We start from the raw sequence: 12,220 nt of genomic DNA, 5'->3' as shown, positions 1-12,220 counted from the left end.
GAACTCAGCAGTGAAACGATGCATCGCCGATGGTAGTGTGGGGTTTCCCCATGTGAGAGTAGGTCATCGTCAAGATTAAATTCCGAAACCCCTATCTGCGTATGCAGGTAGGGGTTTTGTTTTTGTCCGCGGGAAATGAAATTACTGCCCCAACCGCTCCAGCGTGTGCTCCAGGGGATCCAGCGACACACAGATAAAACCATCAAGCGGTCGATTGAGTTCCTCTACCAGCAGGATGGTTGCCCCCGTCGACAGGGCACACATCAGCAATACGGCGACAATGGTGCCGTTGCAGGGTGCAAACAGGCCGAACGAACCGAAGATAATCCCCAGCCACGTCACCAGGATCACCAGCATCACCGGTGGAATCGATTGATTGGCCTGCAGCAGGGTCAGCCAGCGGGCGGCAAACACGGTGTCCATGTCTTGCAATGCCTTGGCTTTGAGCGCGCGCTGATCATCGTTGCCGGGCGTCAGTGACTCGACCTGGCGTTGCAGGCCTTCGGAGCGACGGATCACTTCTGGGCTATCGAGTTTTTCAATCTGACGGTGATCGCGGGTCGCGAGCACCTGGATGACTTCGGCGTAGTTGTGCTTGAGCTCGGTGCGGATGCCCTGGGTGTCGGGGCCGTAGCGGGCCAGCAAGCGGTCGAATTGAACCACTTTCGCCGCCGCGCCCTCCAGTTCGGCATTGGCCGTATCGAAGGTGCCTTTGGCAGAGGAAACGAGCAGGCCGAGGACCAGCGCCGACATCGTTGCGATGAGGCCGGTGGCCAGCTTCACTACTGCCACGGAGTCATCGCTCAGATGATGGCTCGGTAATCGCTCCCTCACGTACGTGCCCATCAGTGCGCTGGCGGACAGGCAGGCGAAAACGATGAGGGCGATCACCACGTCATTCAAATTCAACCTCCGTTGACGCTGTCCCCCAAGGGGAGATATCTACTGGTACTTGATCACGATACCTTTGAGCTTGCGTCCCTCGATGGTCCTCACATCGCGTGCCCACAGCGGCCCGCTGGCATAGGCACCCACCGCTTGAATGTGGTCATAGACGACCACCACGGCGTCGCCACCGAGTTTGGCGGACTCTTCCCGCAGCTTCTGTTCGACTTCGGTAATCGGCGGGGCAGGGTCGATGCTGGCGTCGATCAACACTTCACCCAGGCGCACATGTGGGCGCAGAGGCTCCGAGCGCAGCACGACAACCTGGTCCGGCGATGTCGGTGCCGGATGTTCTACACCGACATAGGCGGTGGTCTGTGCATCGACAGTGGTGCAACCATTGAGGGTCAGCAGGCTGGCGATCATTCCACCGGCCAGTAGCAAGAGCTTGCAACGAGTGGGCCAGGACGCGTCGTGGGTCGGCATAGTGGGTATCCTCCTCAGGTTTGCTGCTATCCGTATGGCTAGTTGACGGTAGCAGACAGGCGGGGAGTTGCCAGAAAGCCCAACCTTTTCAGGTCGGGCTTTTTTGTGCCTTCAATACTCTCGATCGACCAAGGCCTTTCACTGATCCTTTTCGCAATTGACCATCCACGACACACCAAAACGGTCGACCAGCATGCCGAAGCGCGCCGCCCAGAACGTGGTCTCCAGTGGCATTTGCACAGCGCCACCGTCCGCCAGCGCATTGAAGACCCGCTCGGCCTCGGCAATGCTGTCGACGTTGAGTGAAATCGAACAGGCGCTCATTTTATCCACGGGACGATCCGGAGTGGTGTCCGACCCCATGATCGCCTGGTCGCCCACGATCAGGCGGGTATGGATGATCAGGTTGTGTAGATCCGTGGGGACATGCTCACCGGCAGGCGTTTCGCCGAAGGTCATCATGGCTTCGATCTGGCCTTGCAGGCACTGCGCGTAGAACGTGAAGGCCGCTTTGCAGTCGCCGTTGAAGATAAGGTAGGGATTGATTTTCATGGTCGGCTCCAGGTGCTCGAGTACATACATCGGTTTGGACGCCGGTTTTTTCGGCGAATTCCGATTGTGTCGAGCCGACAAGCAAAGCGCTAAATCTTCGTCGAAGCTTGTGTTTCGTTAGATGTTTTTTCAATAGGACGCGCCAGGCTTATTGCCTCCGGCACACGCCGTGGCGCAAGCACGCGTTCGATGGCGCCGCTGACCATGCTCTCGAGCAGCTCATCACGTTCCTGCTCGTCCAGCACATGGGGTGTCAGCCAGCTGGGAGCGCTGTTGAGCAGGGCGCCAATGGCATGCCCGGCGGCCAGCAGGCCTTGCTCGCTGAAACGGGACTTGGCGCCCAGCATTCTCAGCAACGTGCGTTCGTATTGCTCGCGCAATTGCCGGACCCGATCCTGTTGCTCTTCGTTCAGGCAACCGCTGTCGCGCTCCACCAGGCGGAAATGCCAGGGCATCTCCCGATGCAGATTCAGATGGGCGCGGATCAGGCTGTTGAGTTTGTCGCGCTTGCCCGGGGCCTTTTGCTGGATACGTCCCAGGGTGGCCAGCAGCTCCTCGTAGAACTCCTCGATCAGGTCGAGCAGCAGATGCTGTTTGCTGGGGTAGTGGTGATACAGCGAGCCTGGGGAGAGCCCCAGGCACGTCGCGAGCTCACGCATGCCGACCTGGCCGAACCCCTTGCAGGCAAACAGCTCCAGGACCTTGTCCCGGTACTCGGCAAAGCGCGAGCAACGCTCAGGCATAGGCATGGAAGCCGCGCCCCGTTTTACGTCCCAGGTAACCGGCGGCGACCATTTCCTTGAGTAACGGCGCCGGGCGATATTTGCTGTCGTTGAAACCGTCATAGAAGGCTTCGAGGATCGACAACAGGGTGTCCAGGCCAATCAGGTCCGCCAGGGCCAACGGGCCGATAGGCTGGTTGCAGCCCAGGCGCATGCCGGCATCGATGTCTTCGGCGCTGGCCAGGCCTTCCTGGAACACCAGGATCGCTTCGTTGATCATCGGCACCAGGATCCGGTTGACCACGAATCCCGGGCGATTACCGGCAGTGATCGCGGTTTTGCCGAGGGTGGTCGCCATGTCCAGCGCCAGTTGGTGGGTCGCGTCACTGGTTTGCAGGCCACGGATGACTTCGATCAGACCCATCACCGGCACCGGGTTGAAGAAATGCAGGCCGATGAAGCGCTCAGGCTGGCTGACACTGGCGGCGAGTTGGGTGATCGACAGCGACGAGGTATTGGAGGCAATGACGCATTCGCTGCTGACTTGCGCGGCAATCTGTTGCAGCACACGCAGTTTCAGGTCGAGATTTTCCGTCGCAGCTTCAATGACCAGCTGCGCATTTTGCAGGCTGCTGTAGTCGGTGCTGGTGCGGATTTTGTCGAGAGCGGCCTGTTTCTGTTCCGGCGTCAGGGTTTCCTTGGCGATCTGCCGGTCCAGGTTTTTGCCGACCGTTGCGACGGCTTTTTGCAAAGCGCTTTCGGAAATGTCGAGCAAGGTCACGTTGAAACCGGCCATGGCGCAGACTTGTGCGATGCCGTTGCCCATGGTGCCCGCACCGATCACCCCGATGTTTTGCAGATTCATCTTCCCATCCTTCGATCAAACCCTGCGATACCTTGGCCGCGATTGCGGCCGAAGGCGTACTATTGCCGCGAGTCTAGAGCCGGCAGGGCGGTTGTCCTATGCCAAAACTGTTCAACGGCACTGATGTTTTTTGCCATTCGGGTGATGAGAGAGAAGCGAACCAATGCGGGAAAAGGACTCGGTTGCCGCCTATTTCGTGCAGGCAATGATCCATGGGCTGCGCGATGATCCGCAGCGCGTGACGGCCGTGCTCGAACAGGCGGGCATTGATCCGGCGGTCATGCACCAACCCACGGCGCGGGTGCCGGCCAATGCGTTTGCGGCGTTGTGGCTGATCCAGATCCGCGAGCTCGACGATGAGTTTTTCGGGCTCGATTCCCATGGCATGCCACCGGGCAGTTTCGCCCTGATTTGCCGTGCCTTGATTCAGGAGCCCGATCTGCACAAGGCCATGCGTCAATGCCTGGCCAACTTCGGCTTGTTCCTGCGCGACTTTCGCGGCTCTCTGGCCGTGCGTGGCAAGCGTGCGGTCATCAGTCTCGACACCCGTTCGACGGACAACGATGCCAGCCGGTTTGGTGAAGAAACTTTCCTGGTGTTGATGATCAGTCTGCTGTGCTGGCTGGGCGGGCGGCGCATTCCCATTGACCGTGCGGACTTCCGCCATTCGCGCCTGTCGCTGGGTGATGACCGCCTGCTGTGGGGCCCCAACCTGACCTTCGGTGCCGAGCGCACCGAAATCGAATTTGCCAGCCACTACTTGCGCCTGCCCGTGGTTCAGGACCTGGCGTCGCTGAAAGTGTTTCTGCGTACCGCGCCGCAATGGCTGGTGATCCGCTTCCGCAACCAGCATGGCCTGGCATCCCAGGTTCATCAGCGCTTGCGCGGCAGTCATTACAGTCAGTGGCCGACGTTGCAGGCCTTTGCCTTGGAACAGCACCTGAGCCCCAGCACCTTCCGCCGCAAACTGGAGCGTGAAGGCTGTTCCTACCAAGAGATCAAGGACGAAGTCCGCCGTGGCGTGGCCTTTGAGCAATTGCGTCAGAGCGACGCGAGCATCAGCGATATCGCTGAACAACTGGGTTTCCAGGAACCCAGCGCCTTCCATCGGGCGTTCAAGAAGTGGACCGGGGAAAGCCCCGGGCGCTATCGGGCCCGTTATCAGGGGGAGCAGGGCGCAGAGATCGCTACCCTTGTCGCAGGGGGCGCCAGGACCTGCGAATAAATCCGGGGGCCACACAACCTGTGGGAGCGGGCTTGCTCGCGAAGGCGGAGTGCCAGTCGACATCTCTGTTGAATGACACAGCGCTTTCGCGAGCAAGCCCGCTCCCACAGGGATCTGTCATGGCATTTCCGGCAGTTCCTGTGGCCGCAGGTCAAAGACCAATACTTCAGCATCCACGCCATTGCTCAAGGTCAGCACCTGTTCTTCGCGAACCCGCACACCGTCGCCTTCCCGCAACGACACACCGTTGAGCTCAACGCTGCCCCGGGCCACATGCACATAGGCGTAGCGGTTGGCGGCGAGCTCCAGGGTGGCGCTTTCCTTGCCGTCGATCAGGCCGGCATACACCCGTGCATCCTGACGCACCTTCAGCGAACCCTTGGCGCCGTCCGGCGAGATGATCAGTTGCAGGCGCCCGCGTTTCTTCTGGGGGCTGAAATGCTCTTGCTGATAGCGCGGTTTGGCGCCGCTGACGTCGGGCACGATCCAGATTTGCAGAAAGTGCACCGGCCGGGTTCCGGAGTGGTTGAATTCACTGTGGGCCACACCGCTGCCTGCGCTCATCAGTTGCACGTCGCCGGGGCGGATCACGGAACCTGTGCCCAGGGTGTCCTTGTGTTCCAGGGCACCTTCAAGCACATAGGAGAAAATCTCCATGTCGCGGTGCGGGTGCTGGCCGAAGCCTTTGCCGGCGGCGACGCGGTCGTCGTTGATCACCAACAGGTCGGAAAAACCCTGCTCTTTCGGGTTGCGATAGCTGGCGAAGGAAAAGGTATGGAACGACTTCAACCAGCCGTGATTGGCCAGGCCACGATCCGAGGCTTTGCGAAGAGTCAGCATGATGAAATCTCCTTTGGGGACGTGAATTCGTCCGAGTGAGGAGAAGGTTAATGGTTACCTGATGGTTCAATAAGTAGATGAAAATTGAAATACTGTCTCGATCAGGTTGACAGTTTGCGGGCGACAATCAGCTATTCTTTTCCGATGCCTGGCCTGTGTTTGTCCATAATGCACAGTACCGAAACCTGTGGGAGCGAGCTTGCTCGCGATAGCCATTTTCCAGTCACCTCATCTGTCGAATGTGATACTGCCATCGCGAGCAAGCTCGCTCCCACAAAGGGCTAGCGCTCGACAAACCGACCTTATTTGATCCCAGTGAATTCCAATCCATGAAAACCGTGGCAATGGTGCTGTTTCCCGACTTTCTCCTGCTCGACATGGCCGGGCCCATGGAAGTGTTTTCCATCGCCAATCGTTATCTGAAACCCGAAGATCACTATGTGCTGACGACCATCGGCACCGAGCCCGGCGCACTGCGGGCGTCCAACGGGGTGAGCGTGCACGCCGACCGGCATATCGATCAGGCCTGCGAGGGGTTTGATTTGCTGCTGGTGCCCGGTGGTCCCGGTGCCTACAACGAAAAGCATCCGCCATTGCTCGACTGGCTCAGGCACAACGTCAGCCGGTCCGCCGGTTATGGCTCGATCTGCACCGGGGCGTTCGTGTTGGGGCATGCGGGTTTGCTCGACGGCTATCGCGTCACCACCCACTGGCACTACACCGAGCGGCTGATCAAGGGCTTTCCGAAGGCGACCGTCGAGACCGATCAGATCTTCGTTCAGGACCGCAACCTGATCACTTCCGGTGGCGTCACAGCTGGGATCGACCTGGCCTTGTCGGTGGTCGCCCAGGATCATGGCAAAAAAGTCGCCCAGGACGTGGCCAAGGTGTTGCTGGTGGTGATGAAGCGCCAGGGCGGGCAGGCGCAGTTCAGCCCGTTGATGGCGGCGGTGGCCCCTCACGAAACGGCGATTACCCGGGTGCAGAACCATGTGCTTGAACATCTCGATGAAACCTACAGCATCGAGCGAATGGCCGGGCTGGCCAACATGAGCCCGCGTCATTTCGCCAGGGTGTTTGCCCGGGATGTGAACATGACGCCAATGGAGTTTCTGCAAAGCGCGCGTATCGATTGCGCCAGGAACCTGCTGGAAACCACCGAGTTGCCACAAAAGACCGTGGCCTTCAAAAGCGGCTTCGGCAGCGTGCGGCACATGCGTTTTCTGTTCAGTGAAAAGCTCGGCCTGACTCCAACCCAATACCGCGAGCAGTTCAGCTAGCTCGTATGTCCGTCGTGCGCACCGCAATGGCCGTGACGCTCCCCCCGCGGCAGTTGTACCGTCACCGAGGCCTGCCAAGATACCGCTGAACTCATTGCAAGGACGGTGCAGAGCCTGGGCTGGAAGCCAGGCTTGCAGCGAGTGACAGCCCATGAACAGCCTCAGAGATATAAACAGCGAAGCGGTGCTGCAATTCGGGCCTTACGCTTTCCACCTCAGTCAGCGACTGGTGCTGGAAGGCGATCGACCGCTGCGCCTGGGCGGCCGCGCCCTTGACGTGTTGCAGGTGCTGGTCGAGCACGCAGGCTCGGTGGTCAGCAAGGAAGAGTTGATTGCGCAGGTCTGGCCGCGCTCCGTGGTCGAAGAGATCAACCTGCGGGTACACATTGCCGCCTTGCGCCGAGCCCTGGGCGACGGCCAGAACGGCCAGTGCTACATCGTCAACATTCCCCAGCGCGGTTACAGTTTTGTCGCCCCGGTACAGCATTCGCCGCAGCCCGTCTCGTTCCCGAGCGAGACCGTAAAAAAGCCCCTGCACAACTTGCCGGCGCGGCTCACGCCGATCACCGGGCGCGATGCGGTTGTCGGCAGCCTGGTGCGGCAGTTGCCGGTGCGCCGATTCATGACCCTGGTCGGGCCTTGCGGGATCGGCAAGACCACCGTGGCGCTGCGCGTGGCCGAACTGTTGTTGCAGCACTATCGGCACGGCGTGTGGCTGGTGGACCTGGCGGCGATCGATGACCCGGCGCAAGTGACCGACCACCTCACACGAACCCTTGGGCTGGAGGTCGGCACCACGCTGGAGGCGCTGGCGCAGCGGCATGCCTTGTTGGTTCTGGACAACTGCGAACACCTGCTCGAACGCTGCCAGACGTTGATCGAAACACTGCTGGCTTCGCTGCCTCGTCTGTCGATCCTCGCCACCAGCCGCGAGCCGCTCCAGGCAGCGGGCGAAACCGTATTGCGTCTGCCACCGTTGGCGGTGCCGCCGGTGTCAGCGCTGCGCAGTGTTGACGAGGTCATGGGCTATTCGGCGGTGCAGTTATTCGTCAGCCGTGGCCGGGCTCGTCAGCAAGGGTTCACCCTGCGCGAACAAGATCTCAAGACCGTACGGGAAATCTGCCGGCGCCTCGACGGCCTGCCGCTGGCGATTGAATTGGCGGCGGCGCAAATCGATGCGCTGGCGCTGGTGGGGTTGCAAGCGCAACTCGATAACTGTTTTCAGTTGCTGTCCCAGGGCCGCCGCACGGCCGTGCCCCGGCACCAGACGCTCAAGGCGGCGCTGGACTGGAGCTACGAACGTTTGACTGCCGTGGAGCAAACCGTGTTGCAGCGCCTGGCGGTGTTCAAAATGGCCTTCACCCGGGACGCAGCGATTGGCGTGATCTGCTGCGACAGGCTGCCCGCCGCCGACCTGGTCAAGGTGATGGAAAGCCTGGCCCTCAAGTCGCTACTGACCTTGGAACAGGGGAGGGAAGTGGCCCGTTACCGCTTCCTCAACACCACCCGCACCTATGCGCTGGAAAAACTCGAACTCAGTGGTGATTTGCGCGCCCTTGAAATGCGTTATGCCGGTTACGTCAGTCAAACACGCTGGCCCTCAGGCGGGCAGGTGGCATTGCAGCTCGTCGAGTAGCTGGCGAACGGTCATCAAGTCTGGCGTGGCGAAACCTTCGGTGTAGCGCTGATAGATCGGGGCCAGCAATTGATGCGCCCGCTGGGGATCGCCCTGACGCTGCCACAACTGCGCCAGTGAGGTGGCGCTACGCAGCTCCCAGGCCAGGGCACCCTGGGCCTTTGCCACGTCGAGTGCCTTGAGCAGCATGGTTTCGGCCGTCGCGGTCTGGAGCGGGCAATCGGTTGCCAGCAACGTCCTGGCCCTGGCCCGCAGTATCTCTGCCGTGCTCCAGTCCGAAACACCGCTTTGCGCACGTTCGAGCAAATCATCGTCGACACAGGTTGAATCCAGCGTGACCATGATGTCCTTGATCAAACCGACGCTTTGTCGGCCGATTGGCTGAACATCGGTACCGCCGATCACCCGCGCATAGTGTTGCGCCCAGTCATGGAACAGCAGGACCGAGTGCTTCCGCGCTTGTTGCAGCAGCAGGCGCAGGAGTTCGCGGGCGCTGCGGGTATCGCCGTTGTAGTGGGCGATCAGGCAGCCGGCGAGCGCCAGGGTGTAGCAGATCGACGTGCCGTGGTTGATCTGCAATGCGATGTCCAGCGCCTGGCGGGCAGTGCGCCAGGCCTGTTCCGGCTGGCCTTGCAGCCAGAGGATGCGCGCGTGGAGGGTCAGCGCCGCCACACTCTGGTCGTATTGCACGCCAAAGCCATGGGTGAAACGGTTGAGATGACCGCTGTGGGCCATGCGTTGCAGCACTTGTTCGGCATGCTCCCCTGCCTGATGCTGGTTGCCGGAGAAGTGCAGGGCGAGCACCCGCAATCGATGCATGCTCAGGGACATCAGGGCGTCGTCATGCAGCCCCAGGTGATCGAATTGCCGACTCTGTTCCAGGGCCATCTGGTATTGGCCGCAGCTGAGATTGACCGCCAGGTGCCCGGAAATCGCCCGCAACTGACCGGCCACATCGTTGAGTTGGCTGGCCAGGGCTCTGGCGCTGACGAAGGCGCCAACAGTTTCGCTGCTACCTCCTTGAGCGTGATAACAGGCACTGCCCAAAGCCAGCTTGAGGGCCATCTGCAAGCGCGGGCAAGGCTCGGCAGACTGCTCGAGCAAGGCCAGCGCCTTGCGCACATAACCGCCGTGTTCCTTGAGCAGTGACAACTCCTGCCACAGCGGCGTGGACGTCGCGGCCAGGCGTATCGCCAGTGCCTGCGGCCCTTGCCCGTGCAAACCCCAATCGAGGGCTGCACGGATGTCCTCCAGGGCCCGGCCATAGCGTTCGAGCCACAAGCCGGTGGACGTTTTCTCCCAGTCGTCCTGCGCCTGTTGCATCGTTGCCAGGCAACGCTCGGCATGCCGCTCCCGCGTCCCGGGCAGGTCGGTGGTTTGCGCAAGTTTTTCCAGGGCATAGCTGCGGGTGGTATCGAGCAGGCGGTAGTAAACATCCTCGTCGCCCACCTCCACGTTCAACAGGGATTTGGCGACCAATTGGGTGATCGAGCCGAACACCTCGCGGGGTTCGATGTGTTCGCCGACAATCACCGCCGCTGCCGACTCCAGGGTGAAACCGCCGCGAAACACACTCAGTCGGCGCAAGCAGGTCTTTTCGCAGGCGCTGAGTAGCTCGAAGCTCCAGTCCAGTGTCGCGCGCAGGGTCTGATGGCGTGCCAGGGGCGTCTGGCAGGGCTGGGTCAACACCCGGAAGTTGCTTTGCAACTGCGTCAACAAGCCGGGCAATCCGAAGTTGCCCACTTGCGCCGCCGCCAGTTCGATGGCCAGTGGAATGCCGTCCAGTCGGTGGCAGATGTCGATCAACAGCGGCAGTTCATTGTCCGTCAGTTCAAAGCTGTCATGGCTGGCCATGGCCCGCTCGACAAACAGTTGCAGGGCGGAAAAGGTCATGGCCTGGGCGCGGTCGAGGACGGCGATGGGCGGCGGGCAATCGAGTGACTCCAGGCGCTGGACGAATTCGCCTTCGGCCCGCAGGCTTTCGCGGCTGGTGGCGAGAATATGTACGTGCGGTGCACTGCGCAGAATGGTTTCGCAGAGATGGGCGATGGCGTCGACCAGGTGCTCGCAGTTGTCGATGACCAACAGCATTTGCCTGTCGCGCAGAGAGTCGGCAAGACCGCTCAGGGGGGCGTCGTTGTGCAGGGCCAGTTCGAGCAACGTCGCCAGATGACCGTCGATCATCAGCGGGCAGTTGATCGGGGCCAGGTCCAGCAGGCGAATGCCGTCCCGGTAGCGACCGATCATTTGTTCGGCGACCCGCAAGGCCACGGTGGTCTTGCCGATGCCGCCGGGACCGACGAGGGTGATGAAGCGCTGGCGTGGCAGTTGCACCACCAGATTGTCGACCAGGGTCTGCCGGCCGATCATTCGCGTGCGGCGCACCGGCAGGTTATGCCGGCTCGGTGCGCAAGCCTCGGGCGCTGGCGATTGCTCGGCCTGTTCCAGTGAGTGCGGTGCGACGAAGCTGTACCCGCGCTGGGCCACGGTGACGATGTAGCGCTGGCCGGCCTGACCGTCGCCGAGCGCCTTGCGCAACGCGGCCATGTGCACCCGCAGGTTGATGTCTTCGACCACGCTGTTGGGCCAGACCCGGGCGATCAGTTGCTGCTTGCTGACAACGTTGCCTGCGTGCTCAAGCAGGATCAACAGGATGTCCATGGCGCGCCGCCCCAGGCGCAAAGGCTGGTCGGCCTCCATCACCAGGCGTTGTCCGGGGTAGACCCGGTAGGGGCCGAAATGCACAGCCTGTTCGGGGGAAAGGGTCAACGAGTCGCTCCTGCTGCATCCGTCTGGTACGCGGTTTTCGAGCATATTCCTCAGGTTTTTTACGGAGCGCAATGCGTCGCTTGGGTGACTGAAGGGGCAGGCATTGACTCTAGCGTATCGGCCAGCGGCTGTCGGCCCCGTGATCGTTGGGCGCGACAGATGGACAGCGTCTGCCGGGGCTTTTTGCGCGCCTGGGAAAATTAACAACGTTTAACTCGTCCTGCGTCCGGTCTGCACCCAAAACTATCTTCCTGTAGGAGCGAGCTTGCTCGCGATGGAGTATCAGTCGACACCAATGTGGCTGACACACCATCGCGAGCAAGCTCGCTCCTACAAGGGATTTCAACCCATCTCAAGGACAAACCAATGAGCAACGTGGTGGTGGTCTATCACAGTGGCTACGGGCACACCCGGGTCATGGCCGAAGCCGTGGCCGGTGGCGTGGAACGGCACCTTGGCAGCACCTGCCAGTTGATCCCGGTCGAAGAGGTAGACGAGCACTGGGAGCGGCTGCACAACGCCGACGCTATCATTTTCGGCGCGCCGACCTACATGGGCAGCGCCTCGGCGGCCTTCAAGGCGTTCATGGAGGCCACGGCGGCGTTCTACCTGACCCAGCCCTGGCGCGACAAACTCGCGGCGGGTTTCACCAATTCCGGCTGCCTGTGCGGCGACAAACTCAACACCTTGCTGCAAATGGCGGTGTTCGCCGCCCAGCACTCGATGATCTGGGTCGGCCTCGACCTGCTGCCGGCACGCTCCAGCACCGGCGCGTTCAACGGCCAACTCAATCGCCTGGGCAGCTCACTGGGCGCCATGGCCCAGTCGAATGTCGAGCAATCCCCCGACGATGCCCCTCCGCCCGAGGATCGCTGCACCGCCGCGCACCTGGGCGAGCGAGTGGCGCGCCTGGCCGATCGCCTGCGCCACTGACCCTTTTGATTCACCCCCAACCCTCGT

General features: G+C 61.3%; 11 protein-coding genes. 4 read left to right on the top strand and 7 right to left on the bottom strand.

What is annotated here, in order from left to right:
- Positions 1–141: 141 nt before the first annotated feature.
- From KW840_RS27170 to KW840_RS27150, 5 genes are all read right to left on the bottom strand, one after another.
- Positions 142–894: a hypothetical protein gene (locus KW840_RS27170; protein ID WP_371318498.1), complete on the bottom strand. Its 753-nt coding sequence runs from the start codon at positions 892–894 to the stop codon at positions 142–144.
- 48 nt (positions 895–942) lie between these two features.
- Positions 943–1,371 carry a hypothetical protein gene (locus KW840_RS27165; protein ID WP_218498358.1) on the bottom strand — a complete coding sequence of 143 codons (429 nt, stop codon included), beginning with the start codon at positions 1,369–1,371 and terminating at the stop codon, positions 943–945.
- Between the two features lie 138 nt (positions 1,372–1,509).
- Positions 1,510–1,923 carry a VOC family protein gene (locus KW840_RS27160; RefSeq protein ID WP_218498357.1) on the bottom strand — a complete coding sequence of 138 codons (414 nt, stop codon included), beginning with the start codon at positions 1,921–1,923 and terminating at the stop codon, positions 1,510–1,512.
- Between the two features lie 89 nt (positions 1,924–2,012).
- Positions 2,013–2,672 carry a TetR/AcrR family transcriptional regulator gene (locus KW840_RS27155; protein WP_218498356.1) on the bottom strand — a complete coding sequence of 220 codons (660 nt, stop codon included), beginning with the start codon at positions 2,670–2,672 and terminating at the stop codon, positions 2,013–2,015.
- A complete protein-coding gene (locus KW840_RS27150; RefSeq protein WP_057715519.1) occupies positions 2,659–3,510 on the bottom strand; it encodes a 3-hydroxybutyryl-CoA dehydrogenase in 852 nt (283 codons plus the stop codon). The genes KW840_RS27155 and KW840_RS27150 overlap by 14 nt, the downstream gene beginning before the upstream one ends.
- Positions 3,511–3,673: 163 nt before the next feature.
- Here KW840_RS27150 and KW840_RS27145 point away from each other — a divergent pair, with 163 nt between their 5' ends.
- A complete protein-coding gene (locus KW840_RS27145; RefSeq protein WP_218498355.1) occupies positions 3,674–4,735 on the top strand; it encodes an AraC family transcriptional regulator in 1,062 nt (353 codons plus the stop codon).
- Positions 4,736–4,852: 117 nt separating this feature from the next.
- Here the strand turns inward: KW840_RS27145 and KW840_RS27140 are convergent, their stop codons facing one another.
- Positions 4,853–5,575 carry a pirin family protein gene (locus tag KW840_RS27140; protein ID WP_218498354.1) on the bottom strand — a complete coding sequence of 241 codons (723 nt, stop codon included), beginning with the start codon at positions 5,573–5,575 and terminating at the stop codon, positions 4,853–4,855.
- Between the two features lie 329 nt (positions 5,576–5,904).
- Here KW840_RS27140 and KW840_RS27135 point away from each other — a divergent pair, with 329 nt between their 5' ends.
- Both KW840_RS27135 and KW840_RS27130 read left to right on the top strand, forming a co-directional pair.
- Entirely contained in the window at positions 5,905–6,855 is a 951-nt protein-coding gene (locus KW840_RS27135; RefSeq protein WP_218498353.1) for a GlxA family transcriptional regulator, read from the top strand.
- Between the two features lie 151 nt (positions 6,856–7,006).
- Positions 7,007–8,491 (top strand): winged helix-turn-helix domain-containing protein, encoded by a 1,485-nt coding sequence (locus KW840_RS27130; protein ID WP_218498352.1) that lies wholly within the window; start codon positions 7,007–7,009, stop codon positions 8,489–8,491.
- Here KW840_RS27130 and KW840_RS27125 read toward each other — a convergent pair.
- Positions 8,456–11,260 carry a winged helix-turn-helix domain-containing protein gene (locus KW840_RS27125; protein WP_218498351.1) on the bottom strand — a complete coding sequence of 935 codons (2,805 nt, stop codon included), beginning with the start codon at positions 11,258–11,260 and terminating at the stop codon, positions 8,456–8,458. The two genes, KW840_RS27130 and KW840_RS27125, sit on opposite strands and share 36 nt — an antisense overlap.
- 366 nt (positions 11,261–11,626) lie before the next feature.
- Between KW840_RS27125 and KW840_RS27120 the strand changes: the two genes are divergently transcribed.
- Positions 11,627–12,193 carry a flavodoxin family protein gene (locus tag KW840_RS27120; protein WP_218498350.1) on the top strand — a complete coding sequence of 189 codons (567 nt, stop codon included), beginning with the start codon at positions 11,627–11,629 and terminating at the stop codon, positions 12,191–12,193.
- Positions 12,194–12,220: the final 27 nt, after the last annotated feature.

The sequence above is a fragment of the Pseudomonas sp. PDM30 genome (genome assembly GCF_019218985.1).
GTDB lineage: Bacteria > Pseudomonadota > Gammaproteobacteria > Pseudomonadales > Pseudomonadaceae > Aquipseudomonas > Aquipseudomonas jessenii.
Note: the sequence above shows the minus strand (reverse complement) of the source record. Positions and strands in the feature narration are given on the sequence as shown.